25 protein-coding genes and 1 pseudogene are annotated in these 18311 nt (G+C 39.0%); 16 read left to right on the forward strand and 10 right to left on the reverse strand.

Annotated elements, in window-relative coordinates; genetic code table 11:
• Window positions 1–228 precede the first annotated feature (228 nt).
• Both AC2YJL_RS08000 and AC2YJL_RS08005 read left to right on the forward strand, forming a co-directional pair.
• Complete coding sequence (locus tag AC2YJL_RS08000) at window positions 229–1083, forward strand: manganese catalase family protein (RefSeq protein WP_230933067.1); 855 nt, start codon at window positions 229–231, stop codon at window positions 1081–1083.
• 260 nt (window positions 1084–1343) lie between these two features.
• On the forward strand, window positions 1344–1484 hold the full coding sequence (locus AC2YJL_RS08005; RefSeq protein ID WP_176343797.1) for a hypothetical protein: 141 nt from the start codon (window positions 1344–1346) through the stop codon (window positions 1482–1484).
• 60 nt (window positions 1485–1544) lie between these two features.
• Here AC2YJL_RS08005 and AC2YJL_RS08010 read toward each other — a convergent pair whose 3' ends face one another.
• The 5 genes from AC2YJL_RS08010 to AC2YJL_RS08030 all read right to left on the reverse strand — a co-directional run bounded on the left by AC2YJL_RS08010 (window position 1545) and on the right by AC2YJL_RS08030 (window position 4192).
• The gene (locus tag AC2YJL_RS08010) at window positions 1545–1799 is read right to left on the reverse strand and encodes a hypothetical protein (protein WP_195696509.1); all 255 of its coding nucleotides are present in this window, start codon (window positions 1797–1799) and stop codon (window positions 1545–1547) included.
• A gap of 153 nt (window positions 1800–1952) precedes the next feature.
• Window positions 1953–2678: a PrsW family glutamic-type intramembrane protease gene (locus AC2YJL_RS08015; protein WP_487374699.1), complete on the reverse strand. Its 726-nt coding sequence runs from the start codon at window positions 2676–2678 to the stop codon at window positions 1953–1955.
• 75 nt (window positions 2679–2753) lie between these two features.
• Window positions 2754–3026 carry a hypothetical protein gene (locus AC2YJL_RS08020; RefSeq protein WP_487374700.1) on the reverse strand — a complete coding sequence of 91 codons (273 nt, stop codon included), beginning with the start codon at window positions 3024–3026 and terminating at the stop codon, window positions 2754–2756.
• Window positions 3027–3306: 280 nt separating this feature from the next.
• A complete protein-coding gene (locus tag AC2YJL_RS08025; RefSeq protein ID WP_487374701.1) occupies window positions 3307–3555 on the reverse strand; it encodes a hypothetical protein in 249 nt (82 codons plus the stop codon).
• A 22-nt stretch (window positions 3556–3577) separates the two neighbouring features.
• Window positions 3578–4192, reverse strand: a complete 615-nt coding sequence (locus tag AC2YJL_RS08030; protein ID WP_195696510.1) for an NAD(P)-dependent oxidoreductase — start codon at window positions 4190–4192, stop codon at window positions 3578–3580.
• 266 nt (window positions 4193–4458) lie between these two features.
• Between AC2YJL_RS08030 and AC2YJL_RS08035 the strand changes: the two genes are divergently transcribed.
• On the forward strand, window positions 4459–4635 hold the full coding sequence (locus AC2YJL_RS08035) for a hypothetical protein (protein WP_016764823.1): 177 nt from the start codon (window positions 4459–4461) through the stop codon (window positions 4633–4635).
• A 92-nt stretch (window positions 4636–4727) separates the two neighbouring features.
• On the forward strand, window positions 4728–6215 hold the full coding sequence (locus AC2YJL_RS08040) for a hypothetical protein (RefSeq protein ID WP_050691542.1): 1488 nt from the start codon (window positions 4728–4730) through the stop codon (window positions 6213–6215).
• A 398-nt stretch (window positions 6216–6613) separates the two neighbouring features.
• On the opposite strand, the pseudogene AC2YJL_RS08045 reads toward AC2YJL_RS08040, so the two are convergent.
• Window positions 6614–7219 (reverse strand): annotated as a pseudogene (locus tag AC2YJL_RS08045) (DUF421 domain-containing protein).
• Between the two features lie 315 nt (window positions 7220–7534).
• Between AC2YJL_RS08045 and cspD the strand changes: the two are divergent.
• Both cspD and AC2YJL_RS08055 read left to right on the forward strand, forming a co-directional pair.
• Window positions 7535–7732: a cold-shock protein CspD gene (cspD, locus tag AC2YJL_RS08050; RefSeq protein WP_013057877.1), complete on the forward strand. Its 198-nt coding sequence runs from the start codon at window positions 7535–7537 to the stop codon at window positions 7730–7732.
• A gap of 242 nt (window positions 7733–7974) precedes the next feature.
• Window positions 7975–9552 carry a peptide chain release factor 3 gene (locus AC2YJL_RS08055; protein ID WP_016764821.1) on the forward strand — a complete coding sequence of 526 codons (1578 nt, stop codon included), beginning with the start codon at window positions 7975–7977 and terminating at the stop codon, window positions 9550–9552.
• Window positions 9553–9650: 98 nt separating this feature from the next.
• Here the strand turns inward: AC2YJL_RS08055 and AC2YJL_RS08060 are convergent, their stop codons facing one another.
• Both AC2YJL_RS08060 and AC2YJL_RS08065 read right to left on the reverse strand, forming a co-directional pair.
• Window positions 9651–9977, reverse strand: a complete 327-nt coding sequence (locus tag AC2YJL_RS08060) for a DMT family transporter (RefSeq protein WP_195696511.1) — start codon at window positions 9975–9977, stop codon at window positions 9651–9653.
• Entirely contained in the window at window positions 9974–10507 is a 534-nt protein-coding gene (locus tag AC2YJL_RS08065; protein WP_043981414.1) for a TetR/AcrR family transcriptional regulator, read from the reverse strand. Before AC2YJL_RS08065 ends, AC2YJL_RS08060 begins: the two co-directional genes overlap by 4 nt.
• Before the next feature lie 228 nt (window positions 10508–10735).
• On the opposite strand from AC2YJL_RS08065, the gene AC2YJL_RS08070 reads away from it, so the two are divergent.
• Window positions 10736–11311 carry a poly-gamma-glutamate hydrolase family protein gene (locus AC2YJL_RS08070; RefSeq protein WP_195696512.1) on the forward strand — a complete coding sequence of 192 codons (576 nt, stop codon included), beginning with the start codon at window positions 10736–10738 and terminating at the stop codon, window positions 11309–11311.
• Here the strand turns inward: AC2YJL_RS08070 and AC2YJL_RS08075 are convergent.
• A complete protein-coding gene (locus AC2YJL_RS08075) occupies window positions 11262–11816 on the reverse strand; it encodes an HAD-IIIA family hydrolase (protein WP_195696513.1) in 555 nt (184 codons plus the stop codon). The two genes, AC2YJL_RS08070 and AC2YJL_RS08075, sit on opposite strands and share 50 nt — an antisense overlap.
• Window positions 11817–11964: 148 nt before the next feature.
• Here AC2YJL_RS08075 and AC2YJL_RS08080 point away from each other — a divergent pair, with 148 nt between their 5' ends.
• Window positions 11965–13287 (forward strand): AlbA family DNA-binding domain-containing protein, encoded by a 1323-nt coding sequence (locus AC2YJL_RS08080; protein ID WP_251568664.1) that lies wholly within the window; start codon window positions 11965–11967, stop codon window positions 13285–13287.
• Between the two features lie 158 nt (window positions 13288–13445).
• Window positions 13446–13592, forward strand: a complete 147-nt coding sequence (locus AC2YJL_RS08085; RefSeq protein ID WP_013057870.1) for a hypothetical protein — start codon at window positions 13446–13448, stop codon at window positions 13590–13592.
• 38 nt (window positions 13593–13630) lie between these two features.
• Here the strand turns inward: AC2YJL_RS08085 and AC2YJL_RS08090 are convergent, their stop codons facing one another.
• Window positions 13631–14074, reverse strand: coding sequence for a hypothetical protein (locus AC2YJL_RS08090; protein ID WP_028409250.1), 444 nt, complete (start codon window positions 14072–14074; stop codon window positions 13631–13633).
• Window positions 14075–14192: 118 nt separating this feature from the next.
• Here AC2YJL_RS08090 and AC2YJL_RS08095 point away from each other — a divergent pair, with 118 nt between their 5' ends.
• The 7 genes from AC2YJL_RS08095 (at window position 14193) to AC2YJL_RS08125 (ending at window position 17344) form a co-directional block, all read left to right on the forward strand.
• Window positions 14193–14411 (forward strand): DUF1659 domain-containing protein, encoded by a 219-nt coding sequence (locus AC2YJL_RS08095; RefSeq protein WP_013057868.1) that lies wholly within the window; start codon window positions 14193–14195, stop codon window positions 14409–14411.
• 15 nt (window positions 14412–14426) lie between these two features.
• Window positions 14427–14639 carry a DUF2922 domain-containing protein gene (locus AC2YJL_RS08100; protein WP_013057867.1) on the forward strand — a complete coding sequence of 71 codons (213 nt, stop codon included), beginning with the start codon at window positions 14427–14429 and terminating at the stop codon, window positions 14637–14639.
• 55 nt (window positions 14640–14694) lie between these two features.
• Entirely contained in the window at window positions 14695–14832 is a 138-nt protein-coding gene (locus tag AC2YJL_RS08105; protein ID WP_195696515.1) for a YvrJ family protein, read from the forward strand.
• An 84-nt stretch (window positions 14833–14916) separates the two neighbouring features.
• Window positions 14917–15330, forward strand: coding sequence for a BlaI/MecI/CopY family transcriptional regulator (locus AC2YJL_RS08110; RefSeq protein ID WP_013057865.1), 414 nt, complete (start codon window positions 14917–14919; stop codon window positions 15328–15330).
• A gap of 3 nt (window positions 15331–15333) precedes the next feature.
• A complete protein-coding gene (locus tag AC2YJL_RS08115; protein ID WP_195696516.1) occupies window positions 15334–16185 on the forward strand; it encodes a M56 family metallopeptidase in 852 nt (283 codons plus the stop codon).
• Window positions 16186–16226: 41 nt separating this feature from the next.
• Window positions 16227–16934, forward strand: coding sequence for a DsbA family protein (locus AC2YJL_RS08120; RefSeq protein ID WP_230933059.1), 708 nt, complete (start codon window positions 16227–16229; stop codon window positions 16932–16934).
• Window positions 16934–17344, forward strand: coding sequence for a disulfide oxidoreductase (locus AC2YJL_RS08125; protein WP_195696518.1), 411 nt, complete (start codon window positions 16934–16936; stop codon window positions 17342–17344). Before AC2YJL_RS08120 ends, AC2YJL_RS08125 begins: the two co-directional genes overlap by 1 nt.
• The last annotated feature ends 967 nt before the right edge of the window (window positions 17345–18311 follow it).

The following is an 18311-nucleotide window of genomic DNA, read 5'->3' on the forward strand; positions in this document are numbered from 1 at the left end:
TTTTTGCTTATAACAAAGGGTGTTATCCACGTGTTTCAATGAAGGTGTCTTTTAGCTACCCAGAATAAAAAGGTCGCATATGGAAACAGTAGTTATGTGCAGATGTGAGAAAGATGGCACGCTAGAATATGTTAAGAAGAAAAGAAACAGTGAAAAAACCTATAGCGGACAAAAATCTACATAAGTTAGTTCAAAAAACAAGCAATATTAATAAAAGGAGTGTTTGATATGTATTATTACAAAGAAGGATTAATCAATGGCATTAAACCGGATAAGCCCGATCCAGCGGCGGCGAAGGTACTGCAAGAAGCCTTAGGCGGGCAGTTTGGTGAAATGCGGACGATGATGCAATATTTCTTTCAAAGCTCTAACTTCAGAGGAAAAGAGACGCAGTATCGCGATTTAATGAAAGGTGTTTTTTTAGAAGAAATAGCTCACGTAGAACTCGTTCAAAATACCATTAATGCATTGTTAGATGAATCTGGCGGAGCCGGGGTAGGAAGTCAAGGTTCAGATCAGGCTCCTCTTGATGAAGCCGTAAAACATGCTAATCCTCATCACTATATCATGGGCGCTCAAAGCTCACTGCCAGTGGATGCGGGCGGAAATCCATGGAACGGCTCATGGGTTTATAATCACGGAAATCTAGTGGCTGATTTGCTCAATAACGTCGTATTAGAATCAACCGGTGTTTTACAAAAAACAAGAATATACGAAATGAGTTCTAACCAAACGTTAAGAGAAACGCTAGGTTTCTTAATTGTTCGAGATAATGCTCATCAAAATGCGTTTGCAAAAGCTCTTGAAACATTAGGCGTGGACTGGGGAAAACTATTCCCTGTACCAAATTATGATATTAACAAATACCCTGAATGCAGAAAATTTGTCGAGATGGGGTATCATAACACGCAATTTGATTTTAGGTTAGATCCGCATCGAATGGGAGAAATATTCCAAGGGCAGACGCCAAGCAGAAATGGCGGAGACTTGAGTGTAACACCTCCACCGGAAGCTTTTCCAGTCCCTCATTTACCTGAAATGCCCAATGAGCATGCTCCAGGTTTAGGAGATATGAACGCGTAAAAGTACCTGAATCGACTTTAATTACACACAGCTAAAATAAATAAAAAAGCATTGACTTAGAGCTAGTAGTCAATGTTTTTTATGCTTCTAAGCTAAATGCTGTCGTTCCTCTAAAGGCAAGAACATCTCGCCGTTTGCATAAACTCCGGATAAACCGGTTATTTTACCTCTGTGTATTAATTTAATTGTTTTTTATAAGAAGAAAAGGGAATACTTTCTTTAATCACTTGTGATAGAAAGCTAATAAGGGGCATGCTGCTATGAGTAGTCAACAAGATGAATTTTTATTTAAACGAGAGCTCTATCGCTTAGTACAAGAATACAAACGCTGTAAAGCTGAAGAAATTAGACGGGCAATTAAAAAGGATATTCTTCTTTTGAAGAAGGTTATAAATAACTAAAATAGATAGACACCGGCAAAAAAGCTCATGTTGGTTAATAAATGAGCTTTTTTGCCTGCTTTAAACTTGTTCAAACGAATTAGTATGTCTATAAACGGTATTGGGAAGATTATGGATCATGTTAAACAGAGCTAACGCAGTTGTTTCTGCTTCTTCATAACGATAAATAATATCGTTTTCAATATCGCAGATTTGAAAACTGTTTAATTGTTTTGAATAACTTAGTGTAAACCTATTGGCAAGAGTATGAGTAATGTCGCTATCTCTATAATTTACTAAATTTGCTGTCATGTGCTTAATTTCAGTTAGGTTCATCCACCAAGTCACCCTTTCATGTTATTGAGGTTATCATACCATGTGCAGGTAGTTTAAATGCTGTTTTTTACAATTTGTAACAACAATTTTCAAAATGAAACATAAAGGTAATAAAAAGTTAAAACGAGCAGCTAAACGGAAGCTGAACATTTCCTATGAGGGTGTAGGATTTTCGTTGCAGTAGGTCAACTCCAACTTTTTATCCGCGATTTCTTTTAGCCCAATATGAATCATACTGAATACCAAAATCCGTAATATAACCGTTAAAATCGTATGTCCAGCGGGAAAAATACCTAGTATAGGTGAGTCCCAAAGAGCGTGCATAAAAACGACAAGCAAAAATACACCGAGAAATTTTGGTTTAATCAACATGCTCCACTGAAATTTCTTATTTCCTTGCACGATGCAGATGGCAGCTCCAGTCAAGGCAGCCCAAGCCACATGTCCTCCAGGAGCAAAAATACTGCGCCAGAGTATTGTAGAATAAAGCATGTGAAAGCTCCCGGAAAGAAGTGCTCGCAAAGCATAGCCATCGGTTTCAAAAGCAGCAAAACCAGCTCCTATTGCAGCTCCTAAGAGAAGACCGTTAAGGATATATCTATATTTAAGATCGCGTACAAAATAAATAACCGCGATAACTTTAGCCAGTTCCTCACATATCCCAATCACGATCACGTTTGTGTTATTGCCAAGAATATCATAAAACACAAGTGCTAATAAAAGTGAAAGGATTCCGCCAATAAAAACGACATAAACAATTTTGTAAATAGCAATATTCTGCGGAGCGTTCATTTCCCAAAAGAAAATGAGAGTAGTAAATGGCACTGCAAAAGCACCAACTACAATAAGACCGGGTATGAAGTTGATGTTTTCGAACAAGCTTACGCCTAGATATAGCCCTAAGTATGCAACAAGCTCAATAAGAAAGACCCTTGCAAAAAGCCAAGGCTTTGGCTATGTATTTACAAATTCTTCTATTTTAGGAGTCGTAAGCCCTGTTCCTACAATAAAAAGCCGTTCAGCTTCCATTTCACTGTGCTGTCGGAAGACTCGAGAGAATATATTTCGAAATTTAGGTTCAACTGAACGTTCATTTCTTGGAATTTTATCAACACGATGGGCAAACAAGTAGAATATGCTGTAGTTTTCGTCCTGTTTCACGATTTCATGGCCGCAATTTAAGCAGAATTTTACCCCTTCTGGCTTAGAATAAGCGCAATGGGGCATTTCATTTATCTTCCTCCTTTTTCTAGATACAAATCGTTTGACGCTTGTCTTATGACATCTTCTACATATATTATGTGAACTGATGAAAAAAGCATAAGAGGGTTTGATAGGTAATTTGCTTAAATAATGGAATGGTATGTATATAAAAGACAGAAGCTATTGCTAAAAGAGACCTCATGAAACCAAAAAAGGCTGCGTCATAAGGCGAATATTCGACTTGTGACGCAGCTCTTTATATGATTAAAAATGTGGGTTTAAGCCTGTTTTCTTTACAATACTACTACGCAATAAAAAAGCTTCCTGAAATAAAAACGATGACACCAATGATCATCATTAATGTTTCGCGGTCTTTTTTTCCTGGTTTTTTATTAGCAGGAAGCAGCGATTTTGAAAGAGGCTTGGCAAAAATGATGACAAGCATGCAAACAGCAGCAAAGATGCCAAGCGCCACCTGAAAATTACCTTCAATAAAGACGCATGCCATTAAAAGTACAAGACTTATTTTCAGAAAAATTTTTGATAGGTTCACTATCAACACTCCTTTAGAACACTTAATATGAAAGACTTAGTGATTTTTTTATGTGCCTGTTGTTTTCTACGGCTTGAAGGAGAAAATGAGCGACGTCAGAACGGCTGATGTTGCGTCCGTTTTCTGGTATGCTAGCTTCTCCTATACGATAATACGCAGTTAATGGACCGCTCGTTAAACCCATTGGCCGAGCAACAGTCCAGTCGAGTCCGCTTACCTTCAAGAGCTTCACGGCTTCGTGATGATCGCGAAGCACATTTTTTAAAATACGCTGAGCAAGCCAGCCCGTCATGCCTGGAATTTCTCCGTCGATTCCGGCAGAAGCCGTGTAGGCGATACGCTGAATTCCGTTTTCGTTCATACATTGAATCAGCAGATTTGTCGTTTCTACTAAAAGGGTAGAATGCCCTAGATTTTCGGTTCCAAGACAAGAAATTACTGCATCACACCCTCGCATGGCCTGACACACTTCATAATAATCAAGCACGTCGCCTTGTATGATGTGTACGTTCGCATGCGTTATCTTAAGTTTAGATGGATTTCGCACAAATGCTTTTACATAATGTCCGTTTTTAATCGCTTGCTTTATTAATTCCTGTCCGGTCCTGCCGCTTGCGCCAATCAAAAAAATGTTCATACGATCAACCCTTTCGTTTCAATGTAGGTAGTAAAAACGAAATTTTCTTTTACCATAACACATTTTTCTCGATTTAGCTTGTCAAAACATAAAAGCTGCTTACGAGATTCACCAAAGTAAGAGGTATCCTCTGTTCTTTTTTAAAACTTATGTCATAGACTGTCTAGAAAACAAAGAAATGTACGAACGGTTTATAAAGGTGTTTAATGCTATAGAAGCGAAAGGGTATGATAGGAATAAGGGACGAACAGAAGGGGCGATGCACTATGAAAAAATCGGTAAGCCGAGCACGCGTTATCATAGTACTAATAGGTTTTCCGCTCATCTTTCTCATTATGGCGCTTGTGACGGGTGAGTGGCGATATATGACTTGGACCATTCCGCCTGCACTGATGTCATGTTGGACGGCACTCTTTGTATTAAGGAAGCAAGAAGAAAGATAACAGGAAATTTGAACTATTGCATCGAATTTATAGAAAAAGTATAAAATGATAGAAAGCTATAGTAAGAAAATCTAATGAAGGACGGTGTGAAGATGAACGGACAACAGTTATTGTATGGGTTGCTTACGTCTAAAGGCGATATCCTAAGAGCTGCTTATGTGTTATGTGACCACCGCATTTATACGGAAATGTCAGCACAGTATCAGCAAACGGAGCATACGGATTTTCAAGCGTCATTGGTAGAAGAAATGAAATTGCTTGAAAAACAGCCTGAAGTAGACATGCATCTGCATATTTTGCTTGAAATGGCGAAGTTTTTTGAACTTCCTGTTTCCCATGCTACAACAAATGGCGAGCTGTACGAGCTAAGCGATAACATTGGAAATTTGCTTGTATCTAAATACAATGAGCTGTTTTCAATTGCACGCTGTCATACGCTAGAAGACGTAATGCGCCATCAAATCCGGCTGTTCTTTCATCTAATTGATTCGCAATACATGATTGCTACAAATCGTCAGCAAGCTGTGTTTCAGCAGCAGCTGATGAATTGGATTGAACAGCTGCCCCCCATGTATCAGGAAAGAATGATTGATGCATTAGGAGAATATCAGCAGGAAGCACTTGTGAAACTGCTGCAGAAAAAAGGGACAATTGAACTGTACAAACAGCTTCCTCCGCACGCATACCCTGCTATTTCAGGCCTTATGGCAACCGTAATGAGTATCTTTATTCCCGTTAATTACCCGCCAGCACTGCTATTTAGTATGAATGCGCCGCTGTTTTTAATGGCGAGCTTTGAAAGTCATGAAATTATTGCAAAACGCAAAGAAGCTGGAACTTTTTTACCGCTGTTATTAGTAGTTGTTCAGCTGATGTGGACGTACAAGCTTGAGCATCAGGATGAGCTGTTGAATTATCAGTCTCTGCTGATCAAGTGGTCATCTGTACACACAGCGTATCAAGATTATATGAAAAAGAAAGAGCAGTCACTGTTTGACCGTGAACGGTTAGACAGCTTTATTTATAAAACAGAGCAGTATGTTAAGCAGCTCCGAGCTACGGAGAAAAAGACGGTGAAGCAAATTGAAACGCTCAAAACAGCCATTCGCCATCAGCTCGATGAAATGGAGCTTACGTCGTTAAACGGAGGGCTTGTGCTTCAAAAAATGATTGAAGAGCATGAATCATTAAAACAAGATGTAGAAGAACTGCAGCGCAAGCTTTCGATTAAAGGTGACTTCTTCTCTAAAGTAAGGCTGACGTTCCGTTCTGCAGAACGAGCCGTCAAAAGCAAAGTGAAAGAAGTAGAGCGTAAAAAAGTGCTTATGCAAATGACCGACTTTATTTTAGCAAATCGCTTGCCCGTATGCGTGGATATTCAAAATGAAATTTATGATTATCAAGACGAGCTGACGACGACTATTTTTCAAATTAATCAGCAGGTCGAACTGCTTGAAGAAACAAAACAAAGCCGTCAGCTAGCCGATGCAAAAGTACGCCGTTATGATCAAGAAATAAAGCGATTCGAACGGAACTATTATGGCTTAAAAGAAGGAACCGTTGAAGAAATGGCACAGTAAAACTGGGACAAACACATTTTATCCGAACGAGTTTGATTCTTGATGGAGAATCGAACTTGTTCGGATTTTTTTTATGATGGTCGTGAACATAGGTTTTATGTATGTAATTGCTTCTAGCTTTTTATTGGAGAGCAAGGCGAAGACTCCGGCCGCCTGCGGAAAGTAAAGCCCTGTACGGAAACCAACAGCGATGTCTCAGGCGATCCATACGAACTTATTCACCTCATTTGTCTGCCTTTAGAGTGGCGTAATTTAGTTATGTCTCAACCTTATTCTCTGTCTGTAGGAGCGGACAGCTGATCTTTATACTCATCTACATAGAGCATGCCGTTTGTTGACACAACTGCATACAGCACTTGGTTCAACTGAAGCTGGCGATTTGAAAGCTCAAGGTTGATTCACTGTTCGGTATATTGAGATGTTAAATTTTTATGAATAATTTCTCCGTCCATGATGAGTTCTACCGGTAAATTCATTTCTTTAAACGGCTTAGACAAAACGTCCTGTTTGGCAATGTTTTGATAAGCAGTTTTCTTTAACACCGACAGTTTTCCGCTTACTTCTAAAACAGCAAATTCTACTTAAGCAATGTTGAACGTTCCTAGTTCTCGTAAATGCTGATTCAAGTCGTCAATAGAATATTTGACTTTTTTCATATTTGCTTCAAGAAGCTTTCCTTTTTCCATAATAACCGTCGGGCGTCCTGTAATCCATTTTCGCAAGCGCCTGCTTTTTAGAGCTGTTGATGCTAAAAGAAAATGAATGGCCACAAGAAAAGCAAAAGAAGCGAACATCGGCAGAAATTTTAATTTTAAATCAAATCCCATATTTGCGATGAACGACCCAATGATGATGGACATCGCAAATGTAAAATGATTATTATGCGTGTTAATTTGTTTTCCAATCAGGAAAGTTGTAATGCTTAAGATAAGGAAAGAAACAAAGGTTCTAAGAAGGGACATGAGAATGTCTTCCATAGGTTGTGATGTCACCTGCTTTCTCATAAATAGAAAGAGTATCTATCTCTATAGCGTTATCCATTTAAAGGATCGTTATACAAGAAAAAACACCAAGAAGAAATGCGGATAATGCGTTCACATTCGGCTACTTAAAAAGGGGCGGAAAGGCTGTAGGTAAGGGACCAAAGCAAACAAAAAGAATGTGCAAATTCCTTTGAAATTTTTGGGGGGATTTGTTACAATAAAAGTGCTTATTTTTGTTCGGTAAGGATAGTTCGAAGTGTTCGTCTTGACTTATTGTAAGAGCAGGAATAGAGTAATACACAATGTGTGGATTGTCACACAAGGAGGAAAAGAGATATGTTACAAGGTAAAGTAAAATGGTTCAACGCTGAAAAAGGTTTCGGTTTCATCGAAGTAGAAGGACAAGACGATGTATTCGTTCATTTCTCTGCTATCCAAGGCGAAGGTTTCAAAACTTTAGAAGAAGGTCAAGAAGTTACATTTGAAATCGTTGAAGGCAACCGTGGACCACAAGCTGCTAACGTTCAAAAGTAATTTTTTTTATAAAGTTTAAGCCGATCAGCAGAACGTTTCTCTGGTCGTTCGTTAAACTAAACTGGGAGAAGGCCCCTTTTATAAAAGGGGTCTTTTCTTGTTCGCTTTTTACACCTTGTTGACGATTTCTTTGATTTTGTAGAAGTATTCAAATATGAAAAAAACTAGTCACGCAGTATAAAAAAAGCGTATAATGAAATGATGAAAATAGGAATTGTAGAGCAGAAAGGATTTTAAAACGTATGAACAACCAACTTCAAGAAACGATGGTCGATTCACGTCGTACATTCGCCATTATTTCTCACCCGGATGCCGGGAAAACAACGTTAACAGAAAAAATGCTGTTACTGGGCGGAATGATTCGTTCAGCCGGAACGGTTAAAGGAAAAAAATCAGGCAAGTTTGCTACATCTGACTGGATGGAAATCGAAAAACAACGTGGAATTTCGGTTACATCAAGTGTTATGCAGTTTGAGTATAAAGATCACTTTATTAACATCTTGGATACACCAGGACACGAAGACTTCAGTGAGGATACGTATCGTACCCTAACGGCTGTAGACAGTGCGGTCATGGTTATTGACGGAACAAAAGGAATTGAAGCACAAACGCTTAAACTTTTTAAAGTTTGTCGTATGCGCGGTATTCCTATTCTAACATTTATCAATAAATTAGACCGTGAAGGAAAAGAGCCGCTTGAGCTGCTTGAAGAAATTGAAGATGTACTCGGTATTGAATCATACCCCGTAACGTGGCCAATTGGCATGGGGAAACGATTCCAAGGAACGTATGACCGCTTTTCAAAACAAATTGAGGTATACCAAGGAAACAAAGAGTCATATTTTGCAGACTTTGACGGTGAAAATATCGACGATGAAATTAAAAAACACGTCGATGAAATGTATTTACCAGGCTTAGTGGATGATTTATCTCTATTAGACGAAGCAGGTAATGATTTTTCAATTGAAAAAGTAAAGCAAGGCCTATTAACACCTGTTTTCTTCGGAAGTGCGATTGCAAACTTTGGTGTACAGTCTTTCTTTAATTCATTTTTACAATTAACATCACCGCCGCAGCCTCGTGAATCAACGAATGGCACCGTTCAGCCTACGGATGAAAACTTCTCAGGTTTCATCTTTAAAATTCAAGCGAACATGAACCCAGCTCACCGCGACCGCATTGCGTTCGTACGCGTATGTTCAGGGAAATTCGAGCGTGGAATGAACGTGACGTTAGCAAGAACGAACCGTAAAATGAAGCTAGCGCAGTCTCATCAGTTCTTGGCATCAAGCCGTGAAACAGTAGACACAGCGTATCCAGGGGATATCATTGGCTTGTATGACTCGGGTACGTATCAGATTGGCGATACCATTGTAGGAGAGGGAAAAGTATTCGAATTTGATGCTCTTCCAAAGTTCCCGCCTGAACTGTTTGTAAAAGTTCGTGCGAAAAATGCAATGAAATCTAAGCACTTTGAAAAAGGGATTAATCAGCTTGTACAAGAAGGAGCCGTACAGCTTTACCGTACGCCGTTCTTTGGAGATTACATTTTAGGAGCAGTCGGTGAACTTCAGTTCCAAGTGTTTGAACACCGTATGAAAGGTGAGTACAATGTCGATCTTGAATTCACGCGCATGTCTCATAACATTGCAAAATGGGTAGACAAATCAACAATTGAAGATCGCATGCTAGATTCTCGCGTGATGCTAGTAGAAGATCGTGATAAACATGCCGTTCTTATGTTTGAAAACGATTTTGTATGGCGTTTGTTCCAGGACAAATATCCATCTGTTAAATTCCTAGACCCGTTTAATCTATAAAAGAGTATAAAAAAAAGGAAAACGATACATACTACTTTCATAAGTAGACAGTCGATTTTCCTCCTTTGCTTAAGAGTCAGTATTTACTGGCTCTTTTTTTAGTGAGCCGCTGATTTTAAATTTAAAAGAATGACTCCTGCAATGATTAATACGATGCCAAATACCATCGTGAGACTGCCGCTTTCTTTCCAAATAACTACGCCAATCACAGCTGTCACAGCAGTTCCTACACCAGACCAAATGGCATACGCAACGCTGAGTGGAATGTGCTGAAGCGATGTGGAGAGCGCATAGAAAGCAAGACCAAACCCTAATAAAACACCAAGACTAGGCCAAAATTTTGTAAATCCGTTTGATGCTTTTAACATAGATGTACCAAATAACTCTGAACTAATAGCAATCGCTAAAAATAAATAGGCTTTCATCGAAAACCCTCCTCTGTTAATTTCCGAAGTTGTTGTTGAATCTGTTTTTGCATGTCTGGATCCACGGGTGCGAGCCCAAACATTTGACTGAACCATAATCCGTCAGCTGCTAGGCGCACAATGGTAGCAAGCACGGGATCAATGTCGTCTTGTTCAATGTGCTGCTGCCACTTTTCGTATTGCTTTTGAAAGTGCTGCAGGAGTTCAGGATTGGTTGCAATACCTGCAAGTAACCCAGCGCTCATCACTTGTTCACGCTGAAGGTCATGAAGCGTCTCAGCGAGATAAGCCCGGCTCCATTTGCCAGGAGAATTGTCATGTTCAACTTGTACGTTTAGTCCGTCATCATATTTCTTTGTGACTGAATACAGCATTTGCTTAATCAATTCATCTTTTGAAGAGAAGTGATACAACAAACCGCCTTTACTGACGCCGGCTTCTTTTGCTACTTTTTCAAGCGTCAAATTTCCAACGCCGTCACGCTGTACAACCTGCGTAGCTGCAAGCAATATATCATCAAATGTAGACACACGAATTTCCTCCTTTTTGATTTTCCCTAGAATACTTTACCGTCTGGACGGTTTGTTTGGCAATACTTTTATTTCGAATTTCAAAAAAAATTTTTGTGCACACTAAAATATAAAGTATAAAAACAAAAATAAACGAGTAAACAAAGGGTTAATACCTTTACTATATGAAGAAAAAGAAAAAATAAAGCCTGGGTATATGAAAGATAAAAGAAAGGTGTGAAGAAACGGATGAGGGATGTGTATCAAAGTTTTCAAGAACTATCACAGTGTGAACGAGCGGGAATTGATTACGAAATAGAATGTGTCATTCGCCGGAGAGAAATTGTCGTGCTTGCTATTCACGGAGGAACGATGGAAATTGGGACAGAAGAAGTAGCAGAAAAAATAGCAGAAAAGCTGAACGCAACGGTGTACGTATTTAAAACGCTGAAAACAGAAAATCCGTTTGAATTGCATGTTACGTCTGCAAACTACGATGAAGAAATGGCGCGTCACCTCGTTAAAAAATCAGAGATCACCATTTCTCTTCACGGCGCCTATAGCGATGTATGCACAACTTATATCGGAGGAAGAGACGAAGAGTTAGAAAAAGCGGTGCGTCAAGCGCTTTCGAATTTTCCGATCAGTGAAACGCCCGTCCATTTAAAAGGCGTTTCACCTCGAAATATCGCCAATAGCAATCAGCGGCATAAAGGACTGCAGCTTGAAATAACCACTCCGCAGTATGAACAATTATTACAGAATAATCAGCTGTTTAACGAGTATGTGAATGCGGTAGTATCGGCTGTGAACTCAGTGATGTAAAGATAAATTCAACAGCTTCCTGCACGTTGGCTGCAATAAAGGCTGCTTGCACGTCAGCCCATTTTTCCCGTGCATGTAACGTGTCGTGCCCAGCACCTGTTAACACTAAAATACATTGAGCCCCTGCTGTATGGGCCGCTACGAGGTCTTTCCACCGGTCGCCAATCACGATGCAGTTAGCCAAATTTAAGCTGTGCTCCTCGGCTGCTCTTAACAGCATGCCGGGGTTTGGTTTGCGGCATGAACAGGCGTCCGAATCTTCATGAGGACAAAGGTAAACATCATCAAATCCAAAAGCTAAAAGCTCAGAGATAAACTGTGATTTCTTTACCTTTCCTTTTGCAATATCGGGCTGATTCGTAAAGGAAAACAGCGGAATGTTTTGTTTCTTTATGTCGATAATCGCTTGCTTTGCGTGGGGGAACAGCTGAAAATCACCTGGATATTGTATTTCATTACTGCCTCCAATCGTTCCGTCTCGGTCTAAAAATATTGCTTCAATCATATTCTTCACCTCTTTTTCTATCATAATATAAAACAGGATTAATTTGGTAAAAACTTTGTTTTTTGAAAAAAATCAAAGAAATATGACTGTCTTTTTACTTCTCATCATATGGATAAGTTAAATAGAAGTGGTGAGGAGGGGAAGACAAGTGAACGAAGAATCGTTTTATTCACCATTTATAAGCGAAGACGGAAAGAAAAAAACAATTGGAGAAATTGAGTTTTCAGATGTGCAGCGCATGATGGAAAAACATTTAGAAGAAGGCTATCAGCTTGAGTTCAAGCGCGAAGTAAGCTCAACGGTCAAACGAAAAATCCCAAATATCATCGCTTCGTTTGCCAATGAAAAAGGAGGGTGGCTTATTTTTGGCGTAGATGAAGACGACCATTCCATTAACCTGCTCGAGCGCAAGGAATATGAGCTGTTTATTAATAATATGCTTAAAGATGTCACCAATCCCATTCCTCGTATTGTTACGCGTTTTTTATCACCTGAAGATCACCCCGAGCAAGGTGTTTTTGTTATTTGGATTCCCGAAGGTCCGAACCCTCCGTACATGTCTTACGGGAAGATTTACAGAAGAATTGGAAGCGGCACATCTCCCGTTACGGAAATCGATGACCGCTATCATTTAGATCGACTCTATCAAAAATCCGAGGATCAAACGCAGCGAATAGAGGACTTTTGCACAAAAGAACTGTCTATCTATAACAGAAAATGGCCGATGCATGGAAAAAGCTATATTCATTACGGGATGTGTAATATGTACGTGCTGCCACTATATGATTTGCATTTAGTTGAACAAATGGAAGAAGAACGGTTAAAGCAATATATTTTAAGCAAGTCTAGCGAACCCAAACACTATCGTTTGGACGAGGAAAGTACGGTAATGCTGCATACACCGTTTGTTAAAGCCTCTTATTCAGCGGAATCCATCATTTTTCGAAGCACAGATGTGATTGATGCGTATGATAAAACAATTGCGTGGGAGCAGTTTTATAACGGATCAGCTAAGTTTCATATTCCTATTCCGTACATGGAAGAATCAAAACCAATTCATGACGTATTAAAGTCAAGTATTTCAAGCTACATCGATGAGACGATTTTTGAGCAGTTTCAATATATAAACGGACCCTTTTTTCTCACATCTTTAATCAGCTGCATCGGCGGATACATTGATTGTATGATGGAATTAAAAGCAGAGCTGGAAGATATGATTATTGTGATTGACTTAGAGAACGTTCGAAACGATGTGCTGTACTTTCCGCATGAGCAGTTTCAAACATTTCTAGAAGAAGAAGGGCTCGTCTTTTCAGATAAAAAGCAATATCGATTTAATCGATCATTTAAAACAACAAAATTAGGAGGGAATCTGGAGCTTCTTGCCTACGTTGATTATATCGTGACAGCGTTTGGCCTTTCAAAAAACCAGTCCATTGACTTTCTTAAACACTCATTAAACCAAGGATAAAATATACAATTTTTTGACAATAACTAAAAAAATGACAAAAGTGAAAAAAAGTATGATAATATCTTTCGTAAGTAATGAGCAAGTAAAGAAGAGAAAGGGGACTCTTCTTTTACGGATGCCGTTGCTAGGTAGGGTTAAACATAAGGGGAGAAAAGGCAATGAAAAAAGCGACATCCATACTTCTAATTGTCCTAGCACTGGCTGGATTAGGAGGAGTATGCGCTGCTTATTACCATCTGGAGCAGCAAAAGCAAACGGAAGAAATGACGTATGAACAGAAGTACATAACCGTAAGAAATGCATGAAAAAACCAGCCAATTGGCTGGTTTTTTTGGGTTTCAAGTCATAGTAAGTAAAATAAAGATTTTGCTTGTTCAGTTTTTTTAAATAACTCCAATGATGTATAGACGCAAAATAGAAAGCCAACGCTTGAAAAAACAAAAAACAAGCGGAGAAAAGGGCGTTTTTTTTGAATGCGAAAGTACGTAAAAACAACGAGTGAACATACAAGCAGTACGCTCATAGCAGCAAATCGAATCGCGAGGTCTGCTAAATCATCAACCGTACGCTGAAACAATTTTAGCGTTTCATCGTTCAAATCAGTCTCAGGAATGTTCGTTTTGTCTTGCTGATTTAACACCCCTACATCCCATTTTTCTCGACTATAATCATGAGAAACCGTGTAGTAAAACGGACCAAGCTTTTTTTCATCTGCACCGTCGTCAGCAAGTGCTGAAGCTGGGTGCATGAATGCTAGAACAAAAAATAAAAAGCTCCACTTTCTCATTACCAAAGCCTCTTTCTAACTCAGACTATCTCCCATTATAAACCAAAAATTTTTATGTTTCCATCATCCCTCTTTCCTATTTCCATTTCTATATATAAAGTGAAAGGGGGAATAAAAGATGGCAGAAAAAATTCAGCATTCAAGCCAGCTTCGCTTAGTATTAGAACAAGGAATAAAAGAGGATGGAAAACCCGATTTAAAGACAAAATCCTATATGAACATTCAGCCTGGAAGTTCTGCAGATGCACTCATTACAGCAAGCGAAACCATCGCCAGCCTGCAGTCGCTGCCGCTTGTTGAAATCAACGAAGTTGTCACGTTTTCACTTTTAAAATAAGAAAAGAGGTAGAGTATGAAAACTTTAACGATGCAGTTTTTAAATGAGTCACAAAAAGCAGTAAGCCTATCGATTGAATCACCAAAAGATACGTTAGACGCAGCAGCCATCACAGCAGCAATGAACGCACTGATTGCAAGCGATGTCTTTACTTCAAGCGGCGGAGCGCTCGTTGCCAGAAAAGGCGCCCAAATCGTCGAGCGAAATGTAACCGAATTTACGATTTAAAAATGAAAGTCCTTCCACTTCGGTGCGAAGGGCTTTTTTAAAAGGAGAGAGGAAGATGACAGAGTGGTTTAAGCTTGTTTCAGACGTTGGTTTTCCAGTCGTGGTGACGCTTTATTTACTTCACCGAATCGAAGCCAAGCTTGATACAGTTGTGCTGTCCATTCAGCATTTAACCGATGAAGTAAAAAAGTGATTATGACAATTGTAAGGCGGTTGTCATGGAAAAGTTGACGTATTTGACACCTCACACTACAATTAGTAGTGTGAGGTGTCGAATATGAAAATTGAAAAATTCAAATTTAACGAAACCGGCCTTAATCGCTTTTTTGGCCCGCTTGAAGCAAAAATTATGACGGCTTTATGGAACGGAAGTGAAATGTCTATTAAAGACGTGCAGCACGTGCTTGAGAAAGAAAAAGCAGTGAACTTCAACACCGTTATGACCGTTATGAATCGATTGGTGGAAAAAGGCGTGTTGCAAAAGCGTTTAAAAGGACGTACGTCGATGTATCAGCCGATTCTTTCTAAAGAGGAATTTATCGACGCTCAGTCGAAAGAGTTAACGCACGAATTGATCGACGAATTTGGCTCGCTTGCTGTTACTCATATGCTTGATGCGTTAGAAGAAGTCGATGATTCACTGTTAAGCATGCTCGAATCAAAAGTCAAACAGTTAAAAAAGGATGAATAATCAATGAATCAAGGAATACTAAAGCGTTCTAAGCTTATTTTTAACCTGTGCTTTTTTATTGCCGTGACGTTGCTTATGCAAATGGGCATGTATGTGCTGCATTTGCTGTTTGGATGGAATTTATCGTTTAACTTAATTTTACTTTGTAACAAAGTAGCCCACTTTTTCGGCTTGTTTTTTATTGAATACATGCTGAATGCGGTTATTTTTCATACGATGTTCGTACTGTTCATTAAAGCTGTAAAGCAAGTGATTCAAATTCGGAAAGTCCGTAAAATGATTACGAAGCTGCGACATGAAACAGCAACGGCTCACCTGCAAAAAGCGTACGGAAAGAATTTAACAGTTTTAACAACAGATCAGCCTATTGCATTAACAATGGGGCTGTTTACACCGCACATCGTTCTGTCTACAGGGTTGCTCTCAGTGCTTGATGAAAATGAACTAGAAGCTGTTATTTACCACGAGCAGTCACACGTTGCAAACAAAGATCCGCTCAAAACATTTTTACTAAGCACGCTTGCTTCTGCATTATGGTATATTCCGTTTATTAAATGGAGCCATAAACGTTTCAAAGTCATGCGTGAAGTGCTGGCTGATCAAGATGCCATTGTGAAAAATGGCACGTCTGCTCACATCGGCAGCGCCCTTTTAAAAATGGTTAAAACGGGACAGACAAGTCTTTCGTGTGCGCACGTATCATTTGCTGATACGTCGGTTAATTATCGCATTCAATATATTTTAAATCCGGAAACGAAAATGCCGATGCAGCCTCCTGTTGTTTTAACGCTGACGTCGCTATACGTGTTTTTTATTTTGTGTGCGCTAATTTTTACAGCTCTAACAGCTTTGTAAGTTTGTAAGAGAGAGAGAAAGAAAAGAAGGAGATGAGAATTGTGTCAAAAGCAAAGAAAAAGAAAAAAGTAACGCCCAATCAGCAAACGTCCTCGAGCAAGTGGATTTTTTGGGTGATTGGAATTATTGCGGTCTGTATTTTAGGGTTAATCGTCCTTTCTAATATGTCAAAGGGCGGAGAAGATGAAAAGGCCGCTCTTACATATGATAATCAGCCGTATCTTGGAAAAGAGTCAGCTCCGGTAGAAGTAGTAGAGTTTGGAGATTACAAATGCCCGGCTTGTAAAAACTTCACGGAATCCTTTTTCCCGCTGATTCAAAAAGATTATGTAGATACCGGAAAAGTCAAATTCTACTTTATGAACTATGCGTTTATCAACAATGACTCCTCTCGTGCAGCAGAGTTTGCTGAAACAGTATACAAAGAGCTTGGAAACGATACGTTTTGGAAATTCCATGAACTTCTTTATAAAAAGCAAAACGCAGCGGACGAAAAGAAAGATGTCTTAACGGAATCTTACTTAGAAGATACGCTGAAAGAAGTATCTAGCGATGCCGATGCGAAAAAAGTAGCGAGTGCATTTAAAGACGGAAAAGGAAAAGATGGGTTTGATCAAGATATGAAGACAGCCAATGATTTAGGTATCACAGGTACACCCACCATTTATGTAGGCGGCAAAAAATTCGAAGGAAAAACAATCGATGACTTTGATCAAATGGTCAAAGATGCGGCTAAGGAGAACAAATAATGAACAAGTCTTTGGTTTTCGGGTGGATTACAGCGCTTATCGCGATGCTTGGAAGCTTGACGTTTAGTGAAGTTCTTCACTTTATCCCGTGTGAACTTTGCTGGTATCAGCGAATTTTAATGTATCCGCTCGCGATTGTGCTAGGTGTAGCCGTGTACCGGAATGATATGGTCATCTACAAATACGTCCTGCCGTTTTCTGTGATTGGTATGGCGCTTTCAGGCTATCATTATTGCTTGCAGAAGATACCGGCTCTTAAAGCATTTGAAACGTGTACAAGCGGTGTTCCTTGCTCAGGTCAATATATTAACTGGCTTGGGTTTATCACCATTCCTTTTTTAGCGTTTATCGCGTTTACTATCATTACAATTACGATGCTTGTTCTTCGCAAGCAGACGAAAAAAGCTTAACCTCCGGGTTAAGCTTTTTTGTATGAAAACACAAAAAGGCCCGCTTCCAAGAAGCGGGTGCAAATAGGGTACATCTATGAAAAATGATGAAATTGTTTTGACAAGAACAGTATATAAAAGAAAAGTGAAAAAACGGTGAAAAGAGAAAAGCTTTTTTAAAAAATAAGGTGAAAATATGCTTTTCTTACAAAAAAAGCCCCGCTCACAAAAAGCGGGGAATAAATAGGGGTCATTTATGAAAAATGATGAAATTGCTTTGACAAACTTAGTATACAAAAGAAAAGTGAAAAAACGGTGAAAAGATGGAAGCTTTTAGAAAAAATAAAAAAAGACCTGTTTTGGGGAAACAGATCACTAGAAAGGGAGTAAAACTATGAAAAAAATATGCTAATTGGCTTCGCAAGTACTATCCTATACCTTTATGGTGAAAAAATGATGAAAAGAGAAACTGAATATAAAAAAAGACCTGCTCTGGGGAAGCAGATCTTCAAAAGGAGTAAAACTATGAAAAAATATGCTAATTGGCTTCGCAAATACGATTCTATACCTTTATGGTGAAAAAACGGTGAAAAGAAAAGCGGGATATAAAAAAGACCTGCTTTGGGGAAGCAGATCTTCAAAAGGAGTAAAACTATGAAAAAATATGCTAATTGGCTTCGCAAGTACTATCCTATACCTTTATGGTGAAAAAATGGTGAAAAGAGAAACGGGATATAAAAGAGACCTGCTCTGGGGAAGCAGATCTTCAAAAGGAGTAAAACTATGAAAAAAATATGCTAATTGGCTTCGCAAGTACTATCCTATACCTTTATGGTGAAAAAACGGTGAAAAGAAAAGCGGGATATAAAAAAGACCTGCTTTGGGGAAACAGGTCTTTAGAAAGGGAGTAAAACTATGAAAAAATATGCTAATTGGCTTCGCAAATACAATCCTATACCTTTATGGTGAAAAGATAGTGAAAACGATA

This window comes from Priestia sp. SRI_019 (assembly GCF_057586255.1).